The sequence below is a fragment of the Pseudomonas sp. CNPSo 3701 genome (assembly GCF_028674975.1).
Classification (GTDB): Bacteria; Pseudomonadota; Gammaproteobacteria; order Pseudomonadales; family Pseudomonadaceae; genus Aquipseudomonas; species Aquipseudomonas straminea.
In genome coordinates, this window is record NZ_JAQZSI010000009.1 from 49,746 (window position 1) to 72,474 (window position 22,729).

General features: G+C 63.9%; 23 protein-coding genes. 20 read left to right on the forward strand and 3 right to left on the reverse strand.

All coding sequences use genetic code 11. The annotated features are described in order from the left end of the window. Window positions 1–191: 191 nt before the first annotated feature. The 18 genes from PVA39_RS21970 (at window position 192) to gloA (ending at window position 18,170) form a co-directional block, all read left to right on the forward strand. Window positions 192–731 carry a type 1 glutamine amidotransferase domain-containing protein gene (locus PVA39_RS21970; protein WP_093506695.1) on the forward strand — a complete coding sequence of 180 codons (540 nt, stop codon included), beginning with the start codon at window positions 192–194 and terminating at the stop codon, window positions 729–731. Window positions 732–844: 113 nt separating this feature from the next. Further along, entirely contained in the window at window positions 845–2,041 is a 1,197-nt protein-coding gene (locus tag PVA39_RS21975; protein WP_274125854.1) for a class I SAM-dependent rRNA methyltransferase, read from the forward strand. 358 nt (window positions 2,042–2,399) lie between these two features. Further along, entirely contained in the window at window positions 2,400–2,765 is a 366-nt protein-coding gene (locus tag PVA39_RS21980; protein WP_274125855.1) for a hypothetical protein, read from the forward strand. A gap of 10 nt (window positions 2,766–2,775) precedes the next feature. Further along, on the forward strand, window positions 2,776–3,414 hold the full coding sequence (locus tag PVA39_RS21985; RefSeq protein WP_274125856.1) for a response regulator: 639 nt from the start codon (window positions 2,776–2,778) through the stop codon (window positions 3,412–3,414). 615 nt (window positions 3,415–4,029) lie between these two features. Next, window positions 4,030–4,752, forward strand: a complete 723-nt coding sequence (locus PVA39_RS23615) for a methyl-accepting chemotaxis protein (RefSeq protein WP_443201002.1) — start codon at window positions 4,030–4,032, stop codon at window positions 4,750–4,752. An 8-nt stretch (window positions 4,753–4,760) separates the two neighbouring features. Then, entirely contained in the window at window positions 4,761–5,129 is a 369-nt protein-coding gene (locus tag PVA39_RS21995) for a response regulator (RefSeq protein ID WP_093506688.1), read from the forward strand. After that, entirely contained in the window at window positions 5,126–5,446 is a 321-nt protein-coding gene (locus PVA39_RS22000; RefSeq protein WP_274125858.1) for an STAS domain-containing protein, read from the forward strand. Before PVA39_RS21995 ends, PVA39_RS22000 begins: the two co-directional genes overlap by 4 nt. A 5-nt stretch (window positions 5,447–5,451) precedes the next feature. After that, a complete protein-coding gene (locus PVA39_RS22005; RefSeq protein WP_274125859.1) occupies window positions 5,452–7,635 on the forward strand; it encodes a chemotaxis protein CheA in 2,184 nt (727 codons plus the stop codon). Then, complete coding sequence (locus tag PVA39_RS22010) at window positions 7,628–8,161, forward strand: chemotaxis protein CheW (RefSeq protein WP_274125860.1); 534 nt, start codon at window positions 7,628–7,630, stop codon at window positions 8,159–8,161. Before PVA39_RS22005 ends, PVA39_RS22010 begins: the two co-directional genes overlap by 8 nt. Window positions 8,162–8,194: 33 nt before the next feature. Further along, window positions 8,195–9,838: a methyl-accepting chemotaxis protein gene (locus tag PVA39_RS22015; protein ID WP_274125861.1), complete on the forward strand. Its 1,644-nt coding sequence runs from the start codon at window positions 8,195–8,197 to the stop codon at window positions 9,836–9,838. Between the two features lie 3 nt (window positions 9,839–9,841). Next, on the forward strand, window positions 9,842–10,360 hold the full coding sequence (locus PVA39_RS22020) for a chemotaxis protein CheW (protein ID WP_027903163.1): 519 nt from the start codon (window positions 9,842–9,844) through the stop codon (window positions 10,358–10,360). Beyond that, entirely contained in the window at window positions 10,360–11,181 is an 822-nt protein-coding gene (locus tag PVA39_RS22025) for a CheR family methyltransferase (RefSeq protein ID WP_274125862.1), read from the forward strand. Before PVA39_RS22020 ends, PVA39_RS22025 begins: the two co-directional genes overlap by 1 nt. Continuing rightward, on the forward strand, window positions 11,174–11,692 hold the full coding sequence (locus PVA39_RS22030) for a chemotaxis protein CheD (protein WP_274125863.1): 519 nt from the start codon (window positions 11,174–11,176) through the stop codon (window positions 11,690–11,692). Before PVA39_RS22025 ends, PVA39_RS22030 begins: the two co-directional genes overlap by 8 nt. Next, window positions 11,689–12,750: a protein-glutamate methylesterase/protein-glutamine glutaminase gene (locus PVA39_RS22035; protein ID WP_274125864.1), complete on the forward strand. Its 1,062-nt coding sequence runs from the start codon at window positions 11,689–11,691 to the stop codon at window positions 12,748–12,750. Before PVA39_RS22030 ends, PVA39_RS22035 begins: the two co-directional genes overlap by 4 nt. Before the next feature lie 112 nt (window positions 12,751–12,862). Then, complete coding sequence (locus PVA39_RS22040) at window positions 12,863–14,782, forward strand: rhomboid family intramembrane serine protease (protein WP_274125865.1); 1,920 nt, start codon at window positions 12,863–12,865, stop codon at window positions 14,780–14,782. A 237-nt stretch (window positions 14,783–15,019) separates the two neighbouring features. Continuing rightward, window positions 15,020–16,858, forward strand: coding sequence for a dihydroxy-acid dehydratase (gene ilvD, locus PVA39_RS22045; protein ID WP_274125866.1), 1,839 nt, complete (start codon window positions 15,020–15,022; stop codon window positions 16,856–16,858). Window positions 16,859–17,010: 152 nt separating this feature from the next. Continuing rightward, window positions 17,011–17,469: a metallophosphoesterase family protein gene (locus PVA39_RS22050; RefSeq protein WP_274125867.1), complete on the forward strand. Its 459-nt coding sequence runs from the start codon at window positions 17,011–17,013 to the stop codon at window positions 17,467–17,469. A gap of 173 nt (window positions 17,470–17,642) precedes the next feature. Then, entirely contained in the window at window positions 17,643–18,170 is a 528-nt protein-coding gene (gene gloA, locus PVA39_RS22055; protein WP_027903157.1) for a lactoylglutathione lyase, read from the forward strand. Between the two features lie 33 nt (window positions 18,171–18,203). Here gloA and PVA39_RS22060 read toward each other — a convergent pair whose 3' ends face one another. The 3 genes from PVA39_RS22060 to PVA39_RS22070 all read right to left on the reverse strand — a co-directional run bounded on the left by PVA39_RS22060 (window position 18,204) and on the right by PVA39_RS22070 (window position 20,362). Next, a complete protein-coding gene (locus PVA39_RS22060) occupies window positions 18,204–18,704 on the reverse strand; it encodes a DUF3060 domain-containing protein (protein WP_274125869.1) in 501 nt (166 codons plus the stop codon). Between the two features lie 94 nt (window positions 18,705–18,798). Then, the gene (locus PVA39_RS22065) at window positions 18,799–19,692 is read right to left on the reverse strand and encodes a LysR family transcriptional regulator (RefSeq protein WP_274125870.1); all 894 of its coding nucleotides are present in this window, start codon (window positions 19,690–19,692) and stop codon (window positions 18,799–18,801) included. A 1-nt stretch (window position 19,693) separates the two neighbouring features. Continuing rightward, on the reverse strand, window positions 19,694–20,362 hold the full coding sequence (locus tag PVA39_RS22070) for a DUF3592 domain-containing protein (RefSeq protein ID WP_274125872.1): 669 nt from the start codon (window positions 20,360–20,362) through the stop codon (window positions 19,694–19,696). A 274-nt stretch (window positions 20,363–20,636) separates the two neighbouring features. On the opposite strand from PVA39_RS22070, the gene trpB reads away from it, so the two are divergent. Continuing rightward, complete coding sequence (trpB, locus tag PVA39_RS22075) at window positions 20,637–21,848, forward strand: tryptophan synthase subunit beta (RefSeq protein ID WP_147177828.1); 1,212 nt, start codon at window positions 20,637–20,639, stop codon at window positions 21,846–21,848. Further along, window positions 21,845–22,657, forward strand: a complete 813-nt coding sequence (gene trpA, locus PVA39_RS22080) for a tryptophan synthase subunit alpha (protein ID WP_093506659.1) — start codon at window positions 21,845–21,847, stop codon at window positions 22,655–22,657. Before trpB ends, trpA begins: the two co-directional genes overlap by 4 nt. The last annotated feature ends 72 nt before the right edge of the window (window positions 22,658–22,729 follow it).

Below are 22,729 nucleotides of genomic sequence, written 5' to 3' on the forward strand. Positions count from 1 at the left end.
CTCGGCCGAAAGTTCTTTGTCCATGGAGGCGGCGAAGTGAAGATGATGGAGTACTCAGTCTACCCTGAGCGTGGCGACTTTTGCGTCAGCGGTTACAGAACAAAACTGCAGGTCGTCGCCTGACCTGAACTAAGCAGCCCGACACATCCCCGAATATTGCTCACTCAGCACATTTCAGAGAGGTGTTTTCGATGAGCAAGTCCCTGACAGGCAAACGTATCGCTCTGCTGGTTACCGACGGTTTCGAGCAGGTCGAACTGACCGGCCCCAAACAGGCACTCGAAGAACTTGGTGCCACCGCTGAGATCCTGTCCAGCAAATCCGGCAAGGTCACTGGCTGGAACCACACCACGCCAGCCGATGCGTTCACCGTCGACAAGACCTTCGATACCGCGAAGATCGACGATTACGATGCCATCGTGCTGCCCGGCGGCGTAGTCAACGCCGACACCATCCGCCTCGACGAGATGGCAGTGGAATTGGTGAAGGACGCCGCCAAGGCCAACAAGCCGATCGCGGTGATCTGCCATGGCGCCTGGATTCTCGCCAGTGCCGATCTGCTCAAGGGCAAGACCCTGACCAGCTACCCTTCGCTGACCGACGACCTGAAGAACGCTGGTGCCAATTGGGTGGACAAGGAAGTGGTGGTCGACGGCAAGCTGATCAGCAGTCGCACGCCGGACGACCTGCCAGCCTTCAACGAGAAGCTGATCGCTGCGCTCGCCGCCTGAGCCGCGGCCGTGTACGTCGCGGTGATGCAGCCGCGCGTCCACGCGTTGCAACTGCGGCAAGCAGCTACCGGGCTCCTCGTTTAGAATGCGCGTTTTTTGCGACGGAGCCCACCATGTCCCTGCCTAGCCTGCGCCTGAAAGCCAACGCCGACCGACGCCTGCGCGCCGGCCACCTGTGGGTCTACAGCAACGAGATCGACGTTGCCGTCACGCCGCTCAACGCGTTCGAAGCCGGTGACCAGGCCATCCTCGAGGCTGCCGGTGGCAAGCCCCTGGGCATCGTTGCCCTGAGCCCCAACAACCTGATCTGCGCCCGCCTGCTGTCGCGCGACGTCAAACACGTACTGGACAAATCCCTGCTGGTGCACCGCCTCAACGTCGCCCTGAGCCTGCGCGAGCGGCTGTTCGACCAGCCCTGCTACCGCCTGGTGTACGGCGACTCCGATTTGCTGCCGGGCCTGGTAGTCGACCGCTTCTTCGACATTCTGGTGGTGCAACTGGCCTCGGCGACCATGGAACGCCACAAGGACGACGTGCTGGCTGCACTGATCCAGGTGCTCAAGCCCAGCGGCATCCTGCTCAAGAACGATTCCGCCGCCCGTGATGCCGAGGGCCTGGAGCGCTACGTCGACACCGCCTTCGGCGTCGTGCCGCAGTGGGTGGCCCTGGAAGAGAACGGCGTGAAGTTCGAGGCGCCGGTGATCGAAGGCCAGAAGACCGGCTGGTTCTATGACCACCGCATGAACCGCGCGCGCCTGGCGCCTTACGTCAAGGGCAAGCGCGTGCTCGACCTGTTCAGCTACATCGGCGGCTGGGGCGTACAGGCCGCGGCGTTCGGCGCCAGCGAAGTGTTCTGCGTGGACGCCTCGGCGTTCGCCCTCGACGGCGTGGAGCGCAACGCCACACTCAACGGTTTCGCCGAAAAGGTCACCTGCGTGGAAGGCGACGTGTTCGCCGCCCTGCGTGAGCTGAAGGCAGCCGAAGAGCGTTTCGACGTGGTGATCGCCGACCCACCCGCCTTCATCAAGCGCAAGAAGGACATCAAGAACGGTGAGGCCGCCTATCGCCGCCTCAACGAAACCGCCATGCGCCTGCTCAACAAGGACGGCGTTCTGGTCAGCGCCAGCTGCTCCATGCACCTGGACGAAGACAACCTGCAGAACATCCTGCTGACCAGCGCCCGCCACTTGGACCGCAACATCCAGCTGCTCGAGCGCGGCGCCCAGGGCCCGGATCATCCGGTGCACCCAGCCATCGCCGAAACCCGCTACATCAAGAGCCTGACCTGCCGGCTGCTGCCCAACAGCTGACGGCATTGCCTGCCGCGCCTCGCGGCAGGCCCACTCCAGCAGAGCGGTACCTGGCGACCCCAGGCCCGCTCAGCTGATGCGCCCCCTAGGCGCAGTGTCGTGATCCCGCACCTCGCCGCTACCGATCGCCCGGACAATGGGTCGATTCCCCTGCCTCGAAAAATCCCACTCGTGCGCATTGCAGTTCTGACATCAGCTGCCGACATATAGGCATGACGTTTGCTCTCTGTTTCAGCGGCGTCAACGCAGTCGCGTCAGGCGTCACTGGTTGCAGGGTCTACGCTTAAGAAAGCGGCAGATTCTGCGTAGGCCCAGAGCACGCCGTTCAACCGCCGCATAGGAAGCGAGAAGAGTTCAGGTGAAACACGCGACGACACTCTCCCACCTGCGCCATCCGAAACCCGCGTCAGATAACGCGGCAGCGGACATCCTGCGCCACCGCAGGCGCGGCGCAAAAAACCACACGACAGTCCGCGACCGGCAGCGCAAGCGTACCTCTTGCTTGCGTTTCAAAACCTTGATGGCTTCGCAGTTCGGCAGCCCTGTCAGCCGTGCGCAAGGCGGCCTGAAAACAACCTCGCTTCGCCTGTTCGACGACTTACAACGAATCAGCGCGCTCCCCCGTGACATTCATCTGCCGCCGCAACCGACAAGCCCGCGCACCACCAGCGACGCGGCGAGCCGACAAGACTTTTCAGCCCCATGCGCTACACAGCGTTTTTAAGGATTTTCTGATGATCAAGCTGCTGATCGCCGACGACCATGCGCTGATGCGCGCCGGCCTCAAGCGTCTGTTCGAACTCTACGATGACATCCGCGTCGTCGCGGAGGCTGCCGATGGCGCCCAGGCGCTGGACAAGCTGCGCAGTACCCTGGCAGATCTGCTCCTGCTCGACTTCAGTATGCCGGGCCTTAGCGGCGAAGCACTGATCACCCGCATCAGCCATCAATACCCCAAGACTCCCATACTGGTGTTGAGCATGCACCACGATCCCCAACTGGCCCTGCGCGCGCTGCGCAGCGGCGCGGCGGGCTATCTCACCAAAGGCCAGTCTCCGGAAGTGTTGGTGGATGCAGTCAGAAAAGTGAGTACCGGCAATCGTTTCATCGATCCAGAACTGGTCGAGCCGATTGCCTTGAGCAGCTTGAAGCCTGCCAACAGGAGCGGACTGGACAGTTTGACCAACCGAGAGTTCCAGATCATGCGCCTACTGGCGGCCGGCTTGAGCGTTAATCACATAGCCAAACAATTGACGATCAGTAACAAGACAGTCAGCACCCATAAGATAAATCTGATGGAAAAGATGCACTTTGCAACGAATGCAGACCTGATTCGTTTTGCTTCTAACCAAATGAATTCCGATACAGCCTAAGGAAATCCCTAGGTCTTTACGGCGCCTAAACCCAGAGAAATATCAGTCAACACCGATGCACCCCAAGAAGATGCTTGATGCATGCTGCCGATATCCAAAGGAATGCTTGGTCACTGCGCTGGAGCCCAGCCCACCCCTTGCCGGTTCCGTGGAGTCTGCGCCCAGTCCGCCACGGAGCCTCACATGCGTGACCTTTCCACCCCTCTGCTAGCCCCCCTATTGATCGTCCTTGCAGGCATCGCCGCTGTGATTCTGGTTGGCCAACAAGTGCTCGGCACCTTGCCGGCCCTGGCCATTCTGCTGGTCGCCAGCGCCGTCATCGTTTTTGCCCTGCGCCGGAGGAGCGCTGGTTCGACATCCTCGGATCAGCTGCATAGCCACGAGCCACAGCCTAATCAGGACGAAAGCGTCGAACAGCTGTGCGAGCAGGTGCTGCCGCTTTGGTCGCAGCAAATCGAGAACGCCCGCAGCCATACCGAAGAATCCATCAGCTCCCTGAGCGAGCGCTTCGCCCAATTGGCCACGCGGATCCAGAGCAGCCTGGGTGGCAGCACCGAGCGCGACGCCGGCAAGCGTCTGGTGGCGCTGCTGTCGAGCAGCGAATACGAGCTGGATATGATCATCGTCGCCCTGCGCGACGCTCTGGCCAGCAAGGAGTCGCTGCTCAAGGAGATCACCCAACTCTCCAGCTTCACCGACCAGCTGCAGGACATGGCCCAGGATGTGGCCAACATCGCCAAGCAGACCAACTTGCTGGCCCTCAACGCCGCCATCGAAGCCGCCCGCGCTGGCGAGAGTGGCCGCGGCTTCGCGGTGGTTGCCGATGAAGTGCGCAAGCTGTCCTCGATGTCCGGGGATACCGGCCAGCGCATCGGCGAGACCGTGGTAATCGTCAACGATGCGATCCACAAGACCCTGGACATTTCCCAGGAGTACACCAAGACCGACACCGCCACCCTGAACAAGGCCAGCGAAGTAATCGCCGGGGTGATCAGTCGCTTCAAGCAAAACGCCAGCGACATCGTTCAACACAACGAAACCATGCGCACGCAGAGCGAGTCGGTCGCCCAGGACATCTCCGAAGTGCTGGTATCGCTGCAGTTTCAGGACCGCATCAGCCAGACACTCGGCCATATCGCCGCCGACCAGGACAAGCTGCACGCCCACATCCAGAACCGCAGCGTGCAGCGCCAGCAGAATCTCGCGCCCCCCGCGCTGGACGCCGACCGCTGGCTAGCCGAGCTGTCTCAGACCTACACCACCCCCGAGCAGCACCAGATTCATCGGGGTGAAAAAAGCAGCGCCAAAAGCAACGACTCCGACATCACGTTTTTTTGAGGTTTCCCATGAGCAAGACCGTACTCATCGTCGACGACTCCGCCTCCATCCGCCAGGTCGTCAGCATTACGCTCAAAGGGGCCGGTTATCAGGTCATCGAAGGCTGCGACGGCAAGGATGCGCTGAGCAAACTCGACGGCCGCAAGGTGCACCTGATCATCAGTGACGTGAACATGCCCAATATGGACGGCATCACCTTCGTCAAGAACGTCAAGCAGATGCCTGCCTACAAGTTCACCCCGGTGATCATGCTGACCACCGAAGCCGGCGAAGCCAAGAAGGAAGAAGGCCGCGCCGCGGGCGCCAAGGCCTGGGTGGTCAAACCCTTCCAGCCGGCGCAGATGCTCACCGCCGTTTCCAAGCTGATCCTGCCATGACCGACGCGCCGGCGGAGAGTCTCTACCGCATCCTGCCACTGGAAGGCGGCCTGACCATTTACAGCGCCACCGAGCACATGCAGCTGCTGACGCAGGCGCTGGCCAGCGATGTGGAAGTGGAGCTCGACCTCGGCGCCGTCGACGAGCTGGACTGCGCCGGCCTTCAACTGCTGATCCTGGCCAAGCAGGAAGCGGCGCGCATGAACTGCGACCTGCGCCTGACCAACCACAGCCCGGCGGTGATCGAGGCCTTCGAATTGAGCGGGCTGGGCACCTTTTTCGGCGATCCCATCCTGATCAAGCCGGCGAGCGAGTAATCACCATGAACATGGACGAAGTGCTGCAGGTCTTCATCGCCGAAAGCCAGGAACTGCTGCAGCAGATGGAAGAAGCCCTGTTGCAGCTGGAAAACGATCCCGACGACGCCGACACCATCAATGCGGTTTTCCGCGCCGCCCACACCATCAAGGGCTCGGCCGGCCTGTTCGGCCTCGACGTGATCGTCGCCTTCACCCATATCGCCGAAAGCGTGCTGGACCGCGTGCGCAACGGCGAGCTGCGCTTCGACAAGGACATGACCGCGCTGTTTCTGCAGGTCGGCGACCACCTGGCGCGCCTGGTAGCTCTGGTCGACAACGGCGTCGATCTGGAGACGCTGGAGGAGGACACGCAGATCGTCCACCAGCAGCTGGCCGAACAGCTGTCCGGTTATCTGGATCCAGCACCGGCCGCCGAGCCGATGCCGGCCACCGCTACCCGTATCGAGCGAGGCCATGGTGAGGGTGTCGGCGCCGACCACTGGCACCTGTCCCTGCGTTTCGGCCCAGACACCTTGCGTAATGGCATGGACCCGCTGGGCCTGTTCCGCTACCTGAGCACCTTCGGCAAGATCGTCAGCATCGTGCCGCTGCTCGACCGCATTCCGGTCGCCGCCGAAATGGACCCGGAAACCTGCTACCTGGGTTTTGAAATGGCCTTCGTCAGCGACGCCGACAAGGCCACCATCGAAGGCGCCTTCGAATTCGTGCGCGAAGACAGCCTGATCCGCATCCTGCCGCCCAACAGCAAGTCCGAGCAGTACCTGGAGCTGATCCGCGCGCTGCCGGAAGAAGACATGCGCCTGGGCGAAATTCTCATGCGCTGCGGCACCCTGACCGCCAACGAACTGCAGGAGGTGCTGCACACCCAGGTGCAGGGTCAGGAGCGCGACGAGCCACGCCCGATCGGTCGAGTGCTGGTCGAGGAAAGCCTGGTGCAACCGCCCGTAGTGGCCGCCGCGCTGCAGAAGCAGCAACAGATCAAGGAAAACCGCAGCAACGAGAACAGCCTGATCCGCGTCGATGCCGGCAAGCTGGACAAGCTCATCGACCTGGTCGGCGAACTGATTATCGCCGGTGCCGGCGCGCGAATGACCGCCCAGAACTGCGGCCACCCGGAAATGCTCGAAGCCACCGAGCTGCTCTCGCGGCTGGTCGAGGAAGTCCGCGACTCGGCCCTGCCGTTGCGCATGGTGCAGATCGGCAGCACCTTCAACCGCTTTCAGCGGGTGGTGCGTGACGTCGCTGGCGAGATCGGCAAGGACATCGCCCTGTCCATCAGCGGCGGCGAAACCGAGCTCGACAAGACCGTGGTCGAGCGGATCACCGACCCACTCACGCACTTGGTGCGCAACGCCATGGACCATGGCATCGAGTCGGTAGAAACACGCCTGGCGCGCGGCAAGCCGGCCCAGGGCAAGGTATCGCTGAATGCCTACCACGACGCCGGCAGCATCGTGCTGGAAGTCAGTGACGACGGCGGCGGCCTGGATGCTCAGCGAATTATCGCCAAGGCCCGCGAGCGCGGCCTGATCGGCGAAGGCCAGACCCTGTCGGAAAAGGAAACTTTCGCACTGATTTTCGAGCCAGGTTTCTCCACCGCCGAGCAGGTGAGCAACCTGTCAGGCCGCGGCGTCGGCATGGACGTGGTCAAGCGCAACATAGCCGCTCTGCGCGGCACCATCGACCTGGACAGCACCCTCGGCCAGGGCACGCGCATTCGCATCCGCCTGCCACTGACCCTGGCGATCATCGACGGTTTCCTGGTCAGTGTCGGCCAGGCCGGCTACGTGATTCCCTTGGAACTGGTAGAAGAATGCATCGAGCTGCCCGCCGACACCTCGTTCAAGCGCGGCCACCTAGAGCTGCGCGGGCAGATGCTGCCCATCGTGCGCCTGCGTGACCTGTTCGAGGACGAAAGCCAGCCGCCGCGCCGAGAAAGCGTGGTGGTGGTGCGCCAGGCAGGGCTGCGCGCAGGCCTGGTGGTCGACCAGCTGGCCGGCGAGTTCCAGACGGTGATCAAGCCCCTGGGCAAGATCTTCGCCGGCTGCAGCGAACTTGGCGGTTTCACCATTCTCGGTGATGGCACCGTCGCACTGATTCTCGACATTCCCCGCCTGCTCAACCAGTTGGCCACGGCCCGCCACACCACCACTCTCGAACCGGCTCAGGTGTATGCCCATGAGTGAACTCGCCGTAACCACCGCAAGCACTGCGACAGCCAGTGCGGACGAGGAGCTGGTGCACCAGTACCTGAGCTTCATCCTGCACGAGCGGCGTTACGCCCTGGACGGGCTATGCGTGCGGGAAATCATCGAGTACCAGCGCACCACCAAGGTGCCGATGGCCAACCGCTGCGTACATGGCGTGATCAACCTGCGCGGCGCCGTGGTGCCGGTCATCGATCTGAGCCTGCGCTTCAACCACGCCAGGACGCAGATCGACCGCCGCACCTGCATCATCATCGTCGAAGTACCCCAGCCCGAAGCCCCGCAGATTCTCGGCATCCTCGTCGACGCGGTCAGCGAGGTGCTGGAGGTCGCCCCGGCGGAGATGAATCCGGTGCCGGCCTTCGGCAACGCGATTCGCAGCGATTTCATTCAGGCGATGGTTCACCGCGAGGATGATTTCATCATCCTGCTGGCCATCGAGAACGCCCTTGCGGTTGCCGAGATTGCGGCTCTGCCAGACGGCAACAACGCATTGTCCGCCTGATCGGGCAGCCAAGCATCACAGAGGGAAGCAACCATGTTCAAAGACCTACGTGTGTCCACAAAGCTCGGCCTTGGCTTCGGCACGGTGATCGTGCTGCTGCTGATCGCTCTGACGCTGGGCCTGACCCGCATGAGCGCGATCAACGACTCCAATGACACGATCATCAAGGATCGCTACGTGAAGATCCGCGAGGCCAATGTCATCAAGGAAGAGACGCTGAACCAAGCCCGCTACGTGCGCGACATCATCCTCAATGACGACGATGAGGCCGACCGCAAGAATCTCGCGTTGATCGACAGCAGCCGCGAGCGTCGCAAGGCAGCAAGCGAGGAGCTGGACCGTACCATCACCTCGCCCCAGGGCAGAGAGGTCCTGGCGCGAGTCAACGCGGCTCGCGACGTGCTGGGCAAGCGCTACGAGGAGTTCTTCAAGCTTCTGGTCGATCAGGATCGCGCGGAAGCCTACCTGTACAGCGACATCATTCCGGCCAACAACGACCTGCTCGCATCGGCTGACGCGCTGATCAAATATCAAAGCGAGCTGATGGACCAGGATGCCGAAGGCGCTGCCCAGCTCTATCAGGAATCGCGTCTACAGCTCTCGCTGATCGGCGGTGTCGCCATCTTCATCTCCATCCTGCTCGGCTGGCTGATCACCCGCAGCCTGCTCAAGCAACTGGGCGGCGAGCCGGCCTATGCCGCCGAAGTGGTGACCCGCATCGCCGAGGGCGACCTGCGCACCCAGGTGGTGGTCAAGCCCAACGACACCACCAGCATGCTGGCCTCGATCAGCAACATGTCCGCCCGCCTGACGCAGATCATCGCCGAAGTGCGCAGCTCCGCCGACTCGCTATCCAGCGCTTCGGAAGAGATCTCTTCCACCGCCCAGAGTATGAGCCAGGCAGCCTCCGAGCAGGCTGCCTCGGTGGAAGAAACCAGCGCGTCGATGGAACAGATGTCGGCGTCCATTGCGCAGAACACCGAGAATGCCCGGGTTACCGACGGCATGGCCAGCAAGGCCGCCAACGAAGCCGGCGAAGGTGGTCAAGCGGTGAAAGACACCGTACGCGCCATGAAGACCATCGCCGACAAGATCGGCATCGTCGACGACATCGCCTACCAGACCAACCTGCTGGCTCTGAACGCCGCCATCGAAGCGGCCCGCGCCGGCGAGCACGGCAAGGGCTTCGCGGTGGTCGCTGCTGAAGTACGCAAGCTGGCCGAACGCAGCCAGGTGGCCGCTCAGGAAATCGGCGAAGTGGCGAAGAACAGCGTGGCCCTGGCCGAACGCGCCGGCACCCTGCTCGACGAGATCGTGCCATCCATCGCCAAGACTTCCGATCTGGTGCAGGAAATCGCGGCGGCCTCCGACGAGCAGAGCAGCGGCGTCGGCCAGATCAGCACGGCGATGAACCAGCTCAGCGAGCTGACCCAGCAGAACGCATCGGCCTCCGAAGAGCTGGCGGCCACCGCCGAGGAAATGAGCGGTCAGGCCGAGCAGCTGCAACAGCTGATGGACTTCTTCCGCCTCAACGGCACGGGCGAGCGCATCACCGTCGCCAACCCGCCGCGCAACCGTCAGCAACCGGCCCGCGGTAATGGCCCGACGCGCCAGCCGCGTGAGGACGACGGCCACAGCGGCGGTCTGCCGGCCGGCTACGTGCGCTTTCAGGAGTAAGCCATGAGTTCCGAGCCACGGCTGCTCGACAACGCCACGGCGGGGTCGGGCCAGTACCTGACCTTCACATTGGCGCAGGAGCTGTTCGCTGTCGAGATCCGTGCCGTGCGCGAGATCATCGGCTACGGTCGGCTGACCACAGTGCCGATGATGCCGCCAAGCATCCTCGGCGTGATCAACCTGCGCGGCGCCGTGGTGCCGGTGGTGGACCTTGGCCAGCGTTTTGGCGGCCAACCTACCCGCATCGGCCCGCGCACCTGCATCGTGATTCTGGAAATCGCCGGCCCTGAACACACCCAGGTGATCGGCATCGTGGTCGATGCGGTCAACGAAGTGCGCGAGCTGGGCGCCGAGCACATCGAGCCGACACCGGCCTTCGGAGGCAGTATCCGCGCCGACTTCATCCGCGGCATGGGCAAACTCGATGATCGCCTGGTGGTGATGCTCGACATCGGCCGGGTGATCTCGGCCGAGGAGTACGTCGCGCTGAGCCAGGCGCAGCAACAGGGTGCCGGCAACTGATGCGCGACTCGAGCCAGGCCACCCTCTCCGATATCGAGTTCCACCAGTTCCGCCAGCTGATCCACGACATCGCCGGCATTCACCTGTCCGACGCCAAGAAGCCGCTGGTGGCCGGGCGCCTCAACAAGCGCCTGCGCTCCCTTGGCATGGCTACCTATGGCGAGTACTTTCGTCTGGTCGGCAAGGACAAGACGGAACTGCAGACCTGCGTGGATCTGCTGACCACCAACGAAACCTACTTCTTCCGCGAGCCCAAGCACTTCGACTTCCTGCGCGAGCTGTTGCAAAAGCCCGGTGCGATTCCCAGCGGTCGTCCGCTGCGGATCTGGAGCGGCGCCTGCTCCAGTGGCGAGGAGCCCTACACCCTGGCCCTGCTGCTGGCCGAACGTCTCGGTGAAAGGCCGTGGGAGATCCTCGCCTCGGACATCAGCCAGCGCATTCTCGACCAGGCGCGCAGTGGCGTGTACGAGCTCGCCGACAGCGAGAACATCCCCCGCCATTTGCTGGTCAAACACTGCCTACGCGGCGTCGACGAGAACCAGGGGCGGATGATGATAACGCCATCGCTGCGCCAGCGCGTGCGCTTCACCCAGATCAACCTCAACAATACGCTGCCGGATGTGGGCCTGTTCGAGGTGATCTTCCTGCGCAACGTGATGATCTACTTTAACGCCGAGACCAAGCGTCAGGTGGTCGATCGTCTGATAAAACATCTGCGCCCGGGCGGGCACTTCATCATCAGCCATTCGGAAAGCCTGAACGGCGTCAACGATACGCTCAAGGTCGTCAAACCCTCGATCTATCGCAAGCCAGATGCCTAATCGCCCCTCCATCGCCGAGGTCTATCTTAACCCCGGCGACTACCACTTCGGCGGGCCTTACACCCGCGTGCGCACGCTGCTGGGCTCCTGCGTGTCGATCGTGCTCTGGCATCCCCATGCGCGCCTGGGCGGCATATGCCATTTCATGCTGCCCACCCGCGGCCGCCCGGCCAAGCAACGCGATGGCCGTTACGCCGATGAAGTGATGAGCCTGCTGTGCGAAGCCATCGCCCAGAGCGGTACCAAGCTGACCGAGTACCAGGCGCGTATATTTGGCGGCGGCCACATGTTCCCAGGGCTCGCGAAAGCCCGTCGCAATCATGTCGGCCAGCAGAACATCGATGCCGCACGCCGCCTGCTCGCCGAAAAGAAAATCGGCTGCCACGGCGAACATGTCGGCGGCTTCGGCCACCGCAATCTAATCTTCGATATCTGGAGCGGCCAGATCGCGCTGAAGCAGACTCAGCCCCTCGCCGCCCAAGAACCTCCTGCCGGAAAGCGACCGCAATGAAAAGCATCAAAGTGATGATCGTCGACGACTCCGCCGTGGTGCGCCAGGTGCTCTCCCAGGTGCTGGCAGCCGACCCGGCGATCGAGGTCATCGGCACCGCCGCAGACCCGCTGTTCGCCCTCGACAAGATGCAGCGCCAGTGGCCGGACGTGATCGTGCTCGACGTCGAGATGCCACGCATGGACGGCATCACCTTCCTGCGCAAGCTGATGGCCGAACACCCGACGCCGGTGGTGATCTGCTCGACACTGACCGAAAAGGGCGCCACCACCACCATGCAGGCGCTGTCGGCCGGCGCGGTTAGCATCGTCACCAAGCCCCAAGCCAGCCTGAGCAAATTCCTGGTCAACGCCAGCGATGACCTGGTCAACGCGGTCAAGGCCGCCGCCCGTGCCAACGTCAAACGGCTGAGCAACAAGGCGGCTGCGCCCGCGCCCCAGGCCAAACTCAGCGCCGACGCCATCCTGCCGCCTGCCAGCACTGCCATGGCGCGCACTACCGAGCGCATCGTCGCCATCGGCACCTCCACCGGAGGTACCCAGGCGCTGGAATACATCCTCACCCGCCTACCACGAGTCTGCCCGGCGATCGTCATCGTCCAGCACATGCCCGAGCGCTTCACAGCCGCCTTTGCCGAGCGCCTCAACGCGCTGTGCGAACTGGAGATTCTCGAAGCCCGCAATGGCGACCGTGTGGTGCCCGGCCGCGCACTGATCGCCCCGGGCGGTCGCCACCTGCTGCTCAAACGCAGCGGTGCCCAATATGTGGTCGACGTAGTCGACGGCCCACCGGTCAGCCGCCACAAGCCCTCGGTGGACGTACTGTTCCGCTCCACCGCCCGCGCCGCCGGCGCCAACGCCATGGGCATCATCATGACCGGCATGGGCGACGACGGCGCCCGCGGCCTGCGCGAGATGTACGACGCCGGCGCCCTGACCCTCGGCCAGGACGAAGCCAGCTGCGTGGTCTACGGGATGCCCAAGGAAGCCATGAAACTCGGTGCGGTCGGCAAGGAAATTCCCCTGGAGCAGATTCCGGCCGCCATCCTGCGCGGTTAGCGCTGCGCCTCGCGAGACCCCGCCGATACGCCGGACATCCAGATGACGTTTCCCACGGGAATCGGCACAATCGCGCAGCGTTCGCCGACCTCGCACAGGAACTGCATCGTCCATGGAATCCCTCAAACGCTGGCGCTTCCCCTGGCTGACCCTGAGTCTGATCCTCGTCAATATCGCCGCGTACCTCTGGCAGGCGCGCCAGCTCGGCGGCTACGGCCCGTTCGGGGAAGATGCGCTGATGTCCCTGGGCTCCAACGTCGCCATCCTGACGTTGACGGGCGAATACGGGCGCCTGCTAAGCAACCTGTTCCTGCACGCCTCGCTGGCTCACCTGGGGCAGAACATGCTCGCCCTGCTGCTGATCGGCGCCACCCTGGAAAGCCTGCTGGCGCGCTGGCAATGGCTGCTGCTGTACCTGCTCGGCGGCTTATTTGCCAGCCTGGTCTCGGCGGCAGTGCACTTCGACCAGCAGCAGGTCTCGTTCTTCGGCCAGGTCACCCAGGTGATCTTCGTCAGCGTCGGCGCCTCCGGGGCAATCATGAGCCTGGCCGGCGCCGAGCTGGCCATCGCCCTGGGCGTCAAGCTGCGCGGCACCGGCGAGGCGGGCGACAGCCTGCTGCGTAACGCCCTGCTGGTGCCGCTGCTGGCACTGGTTTACGGCCTGATAGATCAGGGCACCGACAACGCCGCCCACCTTGGCGGTTTCCTGTTCGGCCTGCTGGCCACCCTGCCGCTGTGCCTGGGCACCAGCCTGCCGGCGCGCCTCGGTATTGCCGTTGGCGCCCTGCTGGCACTGGCGCTGGGTACCTTTAACCTGCTCAACCCGGTGTTCGCCAACCCGCGCGTGGACGAACTGCGTCAGATGGCGCTGCATGAAGTTCAGGAAACCCGGCGCATCGACACCCTCAAGGCACGCATCGAAGCGGAACGCCAGGCACCCCGAAAATGGATCGATGCCGAACAGGCCCAGGGGTTCGCCATCGACCTGCCAGTGGTCGCGCGGATCGTGCCAAGCAGCGATCCCTCGCGGGTCTACCTGCTGAAGAACGACGCCGACATGCAGATCATCGAGTACGACCTGGCGACCCAGCAGCCCCTGCGGACCCTGCTGACCCAACCTTACGCACGCGGCCAGCTGTGGGGCTGCCCGGGCCCGGAGTGCCAGGGCGTCGCGCTGACCGACCTTGCACTCGACGAATGCGCTGGCAAGGCCTACGCCACCGGCCTGGTCAAAGGCGCCGTGAGCCGTATCGACCTGGCCAGTGGTGCGATCGAATACAGCGTGCCGGTCAGCGACGAGCCCGCACGGTTTCCCAGTCGTGTGCTGCTGCATGAGGGGCATCTGTACGTGATGGATCGCGCCGACAACAGCCTGACGATCCTCGAGGCCGAAAGCGGCAAACGGATCGAACGCCTGCAACTGCCCGCAGCGGGCTATGAGAACACCTACATACCGACAGGCGAAACCCTGCTGCTCTCCAGCCAGGGCGACGCGCTCTACCTGCTGCCAAGCTCGACGCAGCCGATGCGCCTGGACCTAGCCAGCCAGCAACTCAGCGAGATCGGTGAGGACGGCGCGCAGCAGATGGGCCGCGATGCCCAGGGGCGTATCTGGCTGCTCTACGAGGACGGCGTGCTCTACCCGCAGGAACAGGCGCAGCGCGAGCGCGTCCCGTTCCACCTGACCGCGGCCGGGATGCCAGGCTGGATGGCCCTCATCGACCCTGACGGCCATAGCCCGCTGATCCTGCACCTGAGCGAGGGGTTCATCCTCGCCAGTTCGGCGCAGACCGGCCAGGTGCTGCGTGCCTATCCGCTGAACGTGCCGCCGAGTGACATCTTTGCTCTTCAATACCTGGCCGGTGGCCGCTTCTACCTGAGCACTCGCCAGGGTCTGCAGATCTTCGACGTAGACCAAGCCCTGGATGGCCGGGAAGTGGCCGCCGAGTACCAGCAGATCCTTGAAGAAAGCACGGCGTGGCAACGGCGCCTGGAGCGCCAGCCGCTCGAACAGCCGGCCAACGACTGGTAACCGCCGGGGCTCCGCTTGGCGGAGCCCCGGGCTTTGGGCCGGTGCCAGCCTTTCCCTTGGCGACTGGGGCGGCGTAGAATCAGGGCATTTCCCGCCAGCCACCCTTCGGCGGGCTGTGAGCCCAGGCAGGCAGACGGAGATCCCGTTGTGCGCCATGCCACCTTGCTTCGCGGTCACCTGCCGCTGATCCGCTCACCCATCTCTCAATGCCTACCTGATTAGCCGCAGGAATCCGTCATGCCTGATTACCGCTCGAAGACCTCCACCCACGGCCGCAACATGGCCGGCGCCCGCGCCCTGTGGCGCGCCACCGGGATGAAGGACGAAGACTTCAAGAAACCGATCATCGCCATCGCCAACTCCTTCACCCAGTTCGTGCCCGGCCACGTGCACCTGAAGGATCTGGGCCAACTGGTCGCCCGCGAGATCGAGAAAGCCGGCGGCGTGGCCAAGGAATTCAACACCATCGCGGTGGACGACGGCATCGCCATGGGCCACGACGGCATGCTCTATTCGCTGCCGAGCCGCGAGATCATCGCCGACTCCGTGGAATACATGGTCAACGCCCACTGCGCCGACGCCATCGTCTGCATCTCCAACTGCGACAAGATCACCCCGGGCATGCTGATGGCCGCCCTGCGCCTGAACATCCCGGTGATCTTCGTCTCCGGCGGCCCGATGGAAGCCGGCAAGACCAAGCTGGCCAGCCACGGCCTGGACCTGGTCGACGCCATGGTGATCGCCGCCGACAGCACTGCCTCGGACGAGAAAGTCGCCGAATACGAGCGCAGCGCCTGCCCGACCTGCGGTTCGTGCTCCGGCATGTTCACCGCCAACTCGATGAACTGCCTGACCGAAGCGCTGGGCCTGGCCCTGCCGGGCAACGGCTCGACCCTGGCCACCCACAGCGACCGTGAGCAGCTGTTCCTCAAGGCTGGCCGCACCATCGTCGAGCTGTGCAAACGTTACTACGGCGAAGGCGACGACGCGGTGCTGCCGCGCAACATCGCCAACTTCAAGGCGTTCGAGAACGCCATGATGCTCGACATCGCCATGGGCGGTTCGACCAACACCATCCTGCACCTGCTGGCCGCGGCCCAGGAAGCCGAGGTGGACTTCGACCTGCGCGACATTGATCGCCTGTCGCGTCTGGTGCCGCAGCTGTGCAAGGTGGCGCCGAACATCCAGAAGTACCACATGGAAGACGTGCACCGCGCCGGCGGCATCTTCTCCATTCTCGGCTCGCTGGCCCGTGGCGGCCTGCTGCACACGGACCTGCCGACCGTGCACAGCCGCAGCATGGCCGAAGCCATCGCCCAGTGGGACATCACCCAGACCGATGACGAAGCCGTGCACCACTTCTTCAAGGCCGGTCCGGCGGGCATCCCGACCCAGACTGCGTTCAGTCAGAGCACCCGCTGGGAAACCCTCGACGACGACCGCGAGAACGGCTGCATCCGCAGCTTCGAGCATGCCTACTCGAAAGAAGGCGGCCTGGCCGTGCTGTACGGCAACATCGCCCTGGACGGCTGCGTAGTGAAGACCGCCGGCGTCGACGAGTCGATCCACGTGTTCGAGGGCAACGCCAAGATCTTCGAAAGTCAGGACAGCGCGGTGCGCGGCATCCTCAATGACGAAGTGAAGGAAGGCGACATCGTCATCATCCGCTACGAAGGCCCGAAAGGCGGCCCGGGCATGCAGGAAATGCTCTACCCGACCTCGTACCTGAAATCCAAGGGCCTGGGCAAAGCTTGCGCCCTGCTCACCGACGGCCGTTTCTCCGGCGGCACCTCGGGCCTGTCCATCGGCCACGCCTCGCCGGAAGCGGCTGCCGGCGGCGCCATCGGCCTGGTGAAGGACGGCGACAAGGTGCTGATCGACATCCCCAACCGCTCGATCAACCTGCTGGTCAGCGATGAAGAGCTGGCGCACCGTCGCATCGAGCAGGACAAGAAGGGCTGGAAGCCGACGGAGCAACGCCCGCGCAAGGTGACCACCGCCCTGAAGGCTTACGCCCTGCTCGCCACCAGCGCCGACAAGGGCGCGGTACGCAACAAGGCGATGCTGGACGACTGATCCCTGTCGCGCTGTAAATGGAAACCCGGCCTTGTGCCGGGTTTTCTGTTTCTGGGGCAGAGCCCCGGGTGTCGCTTCGCTCGACCCGGTCTACGGTTTTACGGAACGCATCGCGGCGGGCCGGCTCCTAGAAAGACCATGCAGGAGAACCCATGAAGATTGGCCTGATCGCCGACACCCACGGCCTGTTGCGGCCCCAGGCGCTGACGGCGCTTGAGGGCGTCGACCACCTGATTCACGCCGGCGATATCGGCGGGCCGCAGATCCTTGCCGAGCTCGAACGCATCGCGCCGCTCTCGGTGGTGCGTGGCAATAACGATGGCGACGCCTGGGCCGACGGCATTCCCGAGCACCTGACACTGCGCTTTGGCGCGATCATTCTGTATGTACTGCACGACCTCAAGCAGCTGGCCATCGACCCCAAAGCCGAAGGTATCGACGTGGTGATCGCCGGGCATTCGCACAAGCCGCTGCATGAGGTGCGCGATGGCGTGCTCTACCTCAACCCCGGTAGCGCCGGCCCGCGGCGGTTCAAGTTGCCGATTGGGGTGGCCCTGCTGCATATCGATGACGGCGGGGTGCGGGCTGAACTGATTACTTTGGAGGTTTGATGCAGTACCTGTGGGAGCGGGCCATGCCCGCGAAAGGAATCGCGGGCATGGCCCGCTCCCACAAGGTAATCCAAACAGTTGCTCTAGCCACCACCTTGAAAAACACACCCCACGAGGCCATCTACTGACCTCATGACTTTTTGAATCGTCCACTCACCTGACTGGAGACGCCCATGACCCTCGACGAACTCAACAAACTGCCCGGCGTGACCGGCAAGCCCGACGTCGCCACCGCGGACTTCGTCTACAACCACACCATGATCCGCGTGAAGGATCTCGAGAAGTCCCTGGACTTCTACACCCGCGTGCTGGGCTTCACGCTGCTGGAGAAGAGCGATTTCCCGGATGCCGAATTCAGCCTGTACTTCCTGGCGCTGATTGCCGACAAGTCGCAGATCCCGGCCGACCCGAAAGCCCGTCACGAGTGGCGCAAATCCATTCCCGGCGTGCTGGAGCTGACCTACAACTACGGCACCGAGAAGGATCCGGAGTTTTCCTACCACAGCGGCAACAGCGACCCGCGCGGCTTTGGTCACCTGTGCGTGGCGGTGCCGGATATCAAGGCTGCCTGCCAGCGCTTCGAAGACCTCGGTGTGGACTTCCAGAAGCGCCTCACCGACGGTCGCATGCGCAACATCGCCTTTATCAAGGACCCGGACGGCTACTGGGTGGAAATCATCCAGTTCACCGACGTGGAGTAAATACCGCGGCGCCCCTCTCCGGGGCGCCCGTTTCTATTGGCGCTCGACCTTGTTGTCGGCGCCCGATAGCTGCACCTGCGGCTCATCGCCACTCCAGCGCACCTGCTGTTCGATCCCACTGACGTCCAGTCTGGTCTCGCCCTCGAGGCGCAGATCCAGCTTATGCCCAGTACCCGCAACCGTTATCGGTGTCGACTGCTCACCCGCGACGACCGCGGTACGCACCTGATTGTTAAGGGTATCGACACCCAGCGCATTGACGCGCTCGGCCACCACTTCATGCTCGGCACCAGAAACGCTGAGGGACTTGGCCGTGCCCAGTGTCACTTTGTGTTCCGAGCCGGAAACCTCCACCGCGCCGCAATCGCCCTTGAGTTGAATTACGTTGGCGTTGCCGGAGATATTCACGTCCTGGCCTTTGCAGGAGATATCGCGCGACAGGCCAATTCCCTCGATATTCAGTGGCTCGGCCTGCGCCAGCGCGGTTAACGCCATACCGGCCAGCAGGCCGCCCAGCTTTTGCATACGGTTCATCGACAAATCCCTCTCTCGGTCATGGCCCGAAGCAGATCGCGGTGCCGACGTTATGACCGATGCCGACCAGCGATGGTTCGCGGCAGCCAGCACCTCACTGCGCGATTTGCAACTCACTTCGCAACCAGTCGGCCAGCCGCTCGGCGCGCCCGCCGCTACGTCGCTCGGGCACCCATAGCGCCAGGCGCGCGTCAGTCTCGACGAAGCCCCAGGGTGCCACCAGCCGCCGCGCCTTGAGGTCATCGGCCACCAGTTGCAGCGGCGCGATGGCCACGCCAAGGCCGGCTCCCGCCGCTTCGAGCAGGTAGTAAAGGTGCTCGAAGCCCTGGCCCAGGCGCATCACCGCTGGGTCGAGGTTGATCGCCGCCAGCCACTGCGGCCAGGCCTGGGGCCGCGAGGTGGTGTGCAGCAGGGCTTCATGCAGCAAGGCGCCCGGCGCAGCCGCGCTCAGGTCGGCGAACCGCGGGTGTTGCGGGCTGAGCACCGGGCCGATGGACTCGCGCGCCAGCTCGAAAACCTGCATGTCCGCCGGCCAGGGCGGCTCTGCGTACAGCAGCGTGGCGTCGACCTGAGGGCTGCGCGGGTCCAGCTCGCCCTGGCTGGTGGACAGCTGCAAATGCAGATCCGGCAGCGCACCGTTGAGCCGATCCAGGCGCGGAATGAACCAGCGCGCCAGCAGGCTGCCCGGGCAACCGAGCACGAAGGGCATGTCCGCCTCGCGCTGGCGTAGCTCGCCGCAGACCTGGCGCAGCCGGGCGAAGGTCTCGCCGCTCACGTCCCGCAGGCGTATGCCGGCATCGGTCAGCTTCAGACCGCGCCCGTCCTTGGTGAAAAGCGACACGCCAAGCTGCTCCTCCAGGGTGCGGATCTGCCGGCTCACCGCGCCATGGGTGACGTGCAGTTCGACCGCTGCCCGGCTGACGCTGCCCAGCCGCGCCGCCGCCTCGAAGGCGTGCAGGGCATTGAGTGACGGCAGATCCTGAGCCACGTCAGTCTGCCAGCTCAGGCAGGAAGCGCGTGTCCATGCTGTAGCGCTTGGGGTTGGCCGGGTCGATCATCACCGTGACCAGCGACTCGCTGATATAGGGGCCCGGATCGAACCACAGGTTTTCACTGCGAAACACATGCAGCTTGTTGGTCTGCGGGTTCAGCCACTGGGCGACGATGCGGTACGGGTTACGGCCATTGATGCTCAGTCCGCCATTGAGTTCGACATCCACCACCTCGGCCTGAACCGGTGTACCGGTGACCAGCAATTCGGCAGCGCGGCGCTTGCCAAGCAGCGGCGGCAACACGAACAGCAGGCCAAGCGTCAGAAATACCGCGCCGATACCGCCGAGGATCAGGCTGCCAATCCAGTTCTGCTCGAAGCTGTCGATCCGCGCCCGCTCGAGGTTCTGCGGGTCGTAATACACCGTCACCCGTTCGCCGATATCGAACGACGGCGGCGTGCTGCAAGTGCCACTGTGGTACTCGCCCAGGGTGCCATCGAGGCTGGTGAACGACACCGTCGGGCAACCGCCCTCGATATCCACCACCGAACCCTCGCCGCGCGTCATCTGCGCCTGATCGCTGAAGCGCGCCACCTGAATGCCGACCGCCCCGGCCAGCATCAGCGCGCCGATCCCGGGAAATATCCACAACCAAGCTGTTTTCATGGGCGTTCCCTACCTGTGCGTAAAAATCATGATTGAGGGATTATCGGCCAACCCGCTGAGAACGCCAATGGTCAGGCCTTACAGCCTCGATAATTGCGACACCTCGCACAGCTGACCATCAACAACAGAACCATAGATATGTGATATTTACTCACCTATCCCTTAAAACTAATCGCTTTTCCGAGCAGCGCGGCAGCGTTAGTCTGGCCACCATCGACGCCAAGCCATCTGGCTGGCAGGCCGACCACGGCCGCTGAATTCACAGGAGACTCCCATGACTTCACTTCGCAACGGCCCCGACGCTACCGGCCTGTTCGGCAGCTTCGGCGGACAATACGTCGCCGAGACGCTGATGCCGCTGATCCACGACCTCGCTGCCGAGTACGAAAAGGCCAAGGCCGATCCCGAGTTCGCCAAGGAGCTGGCCTACTTCCAGCGCGACTACGTGGGCCGCCCAAGCCCGCTGTACTTCGCCGAGCGGCTGACCGAGTTCTGCGGCGGCGCGAAGATCTACCTAAAGCGTGAGGAGCTCAATCACACCGGCGCGCACAAGATCAACAACTGCATCGGCCAGATCCTGCTGGCCAAGCGCATGGGCAAGCAGCGCATCATCGCCGAGACCGGCGCCGGCATGCATGGCGTGGCCACCGCCACCGTCGCCGCGCGCTTCGGCCTGCAGTGCGTGATCTACATGGGCACCACCGATATCGATCGCCAGCAGGCCAACGTCTTCCGCATGAAGCTGCTCGGCGCCGAGGTGATTCCGGTCACCGCCGGCACCGGCACCCTGAAGGACGCGATGAACGAAGCCCTGCGCGACTGGGTGACCAACGTCGACAGCACCTTCTACATCATCGGCACCGTGGCCGGCCCGCACCCGTATCCAGCGATGGTGCGCGACTTCCAGGCTGTGATCGGCAAGGAAACCCGCGACCAGTTGCAGGAGCAGGAAGGCCGCCTGCCGGATTCGCTAGTCGCCTGTATCGGTGGTGGTTCCAATGCCATGGGCCTGTTCCACCCGTTCCTCGACGACAAGTCGGTGCAGATCATCGGCGTCGAGGCGGCCGGCCACGGCGTGGAAACCGGCAAGCATGCCGCCAGCCTGAACGGCGGGGTACCGGGCGTGCTGCACGGCAACCGCACCTTCCTGCTGCAGGACGACGACGGCCAGATCATCGACGCCCACTCGATTTCCGCCGGCCTCGACTATCCCGGCATTGGTCCTGAGCACGCCTGGTTGTTCGACATCGGCCGCGTCGAGTACACCTCGATCACCGACAAGGAGGCGCTCGCCGCCTTCCACCAGTGCTGCCGCCTGGAAGGCATCATCCCGGCGCTGGAGTCGTCCCACGCCCTGGCTGAAGTCTTCAAGCGCGCCCCGACCCTGCCCAAGGATCACCTGATGGTGCTCAACCTCTCGGGCCGCGGCGACAAGGACATGCAGACCGTCATGCACCACTTCGACGAACAGGAAGAACACATATGAGCCGCCTGCAGACGCGCTTCGCCGAGCTGAAAGAACAGAACCGCGCCGCCCTGGTGACCTTCGTCACCGCTGGCGACCCGAACTACGACGCCTCGCTGAAGATCCTCAAGGGCCTGCCGAAAGCCGGCGCCGATGTGATTGAGCTGGGCATGCCGTTCACCGACCCGATGGCCGACGGCCCGGCGATCCAGCTGGCCAATATCCGCGCGCTTGCCGCCAAGCAGAACCTGGCCAAGACGCTGCAGATGGTCCGTGAGTTCCGCCAGGACGACAGCACCACGCCGTTGGTGCTGATGGGTTACTTCAACCCGATCCACAAGTACGGCGTCGAGGGCTTCATCGCCGATGCTCAAGAGGCCGGCGTCGACGGCCTGATCGTGGTCGACCTGCCGCCGGAGCATAACCGCGACCTGTGCGACCCGGCCCAGGCCGCGGGTATCGACTTCATCCGCCTGACCACCCCGACCACCGACGACAAGCGCCTGCCGACCGTACTCGCCGGCAGCTCGGGCTTCGTCTACTACGTGTCGGTGGCCGGCGTTACCGGTGCAGGTTCGGCAACCGTGGAACACGTGCAGGAAGCGGTCACCCGCCTGCGCCGCCACACCGACCTGCCGATCAGCATCGGCTTCGGCATCCGCACCCCGGAACATGCGGCGACCATCGCCCGCCTGGCCGACGGTGTGGTGGTCGGCTCGGCGCTGATCGACCAGATCGCCAAGGCGGCCGGCAATGATCAGCAGGCCATCGACGGCGTGCTCGAGCTGTGCAGCCAACTGGCCGAAGGTGTGCGCAGCGCCCGCCGCTAAGCACCCTGCGCCAAAACAAAAAACCGCTGCCCCGAGTCGGGTGCAGCGGTTTTTTATTATCTGCACGTAAGG

Excerpts from the sequence above, each read along its gene's own strand:
- PVA39_RS21970 (WP_093506695.1), top strand. The coding sequence starts at position 192 with ATGAGCAAGTCCCTGACAGGCAAACGTATCGCTCTGCTGGTTACCGAC.
- PVA39_RS21975 (WP_274125854.1), top strand. The coding sequence starts at position 845 with ATGTCCCTGCCTAGCCTGCGCCTGAAAGCCAACGCCGACCGACGCCTG.
- PVA39_RS21985 (WP_274125856.1), top strand. The coding sequence starts at position 2,776 with ATGATCAAGCTGCTGATCGCCGACGACCATGCGCTGATGCGCGCCGGC.
- PVA39_RS23615 (WP_443201002.1), top strand. The coding sequence starts at position 4,030 with ATGATCATCGTCGCCCTGCGCGACGCTCTGGCCAGCAAGGAGTCGCTG.
- PVA39_RS21995 (WP_093506688.1), top strand. The coding sequence starts at position 4,761 with ATGAGCAAGACCGTACTCATCGTCGACGACTCCGCCTCCATCCGCCAG.
- PVA39_RS22000 (WP_274125858.1), top strand. The coding sequence starts at position 5,126 with ATGACCGACGCGCCGGCGGAGAGTCTCTACCGCATCCTGCCACTGGAA.
- PVA39_RS22005 (WP_274125859.1), top strand. The coding sequence starts at position 5,452 with ATGAACATGGACGAAGTGCTGCAGGTCTTCATCGCCGAAAGCCAGGAA.
- PVA39_RS22010 (WP_274125860.1), top strand. The coding sequence starts at position 7,628 with ATGAGTGAACTCGCCGTAACCACCGCAAGCACTGCGACAGCCAGTGCG.
- PVA39_RS22015 (WP_274125861.1), top strand. The coding sequence starts at position 8,195 with ATGTTCAAAGACCTACGTGTGTCCACAAAGCTCGGCCTTGGCTTCGGC.
- PVA39_RS22020 (WP_027903163.1), top strand. The coding sequence starts at position 9,842 with ATGAGTTCCGAGCCACGGCTGCTCGACAACGCCACGGCGGGGTCGGGC.
- PVA39_RS22025 (WP_274125862.1), top strand. The coding sequence starts at position 10,360 with ATGCGCGACTCGAGCCAGGCCACCCTCTCCGATATCGAGTTCCACCAG.
- PVA39_RS22030 (WP_274125863.1), top strand. The coding sequence starts at position 11,174 with ATGCCTAATCGCCCCTCCATCGCCGAGGTCTATCTTAACCCCGGCGAC.
- PVA39_RS22035 (WP_274125864.1), top strand. The coding sequence starts at position 11,689 with ATGAAAAGCATCAAAGTGATGATCGTCGACGACTCCGCCGTGGTGCGC.
- PVA39_RS22040 (WP_274125865.1), top strand. The coding sequence starts at position 12,863 with ATGGAATCCCTCAAACGCTGGCGCTTCCCCTGGCTGACCCTGAGTCTG.
- ilvD (WP_274125866.1), top strand. The coding sequence starts at position 15,020 with ATGCCTGATTACCGCTCGAAGACCTCCACCCACGGCCGCAACATGGCC.
- PVA39_RS22050 (WP_274125867.1), top strand. The coding sequence starts at position 17,011 with ATGAAGATTGGCCTGATCGCCGACACCCACGGCCTGTTGCGGCCCCAG.
- gloA (WP_027903157.1), top strand. The coding sequence starts at position 17,643 with ATGACCCTCGACGAACTCAACAAACTGCCCGGCGTGACCGGCAAGCCC.
- PVA39_RS22060 (WP_274125869.1), bottom strand. The coding sequence starts at position 18,704 with ATGAACCGTATGCAAAAGCTGGGCGGCCTGCTGGCCGGTATGGCGTTA.
- PVA39_RS22070 (WP_274125872.1), bottom strand. The coding sequence starts at position 20,362 with ATGAAAACAGCTTGGTTGTGGATATTTCCCGGGATCGGCGCGCTGATG.
- trpB (WP_147177828.1), top strand. The coding sequence starts at position 20,637 with ATGACTTCACTTCGCAACGGCCCCGACGCTACCGGCCTGTTCGGCAGC.
- trpA (WP_093506659.1), top strand. The coding sequence starts at position 21,845 with ATGAGCCGCCTGCAGACGCGCTTCGCCGAGCTGAAAGAACAGAACCGC.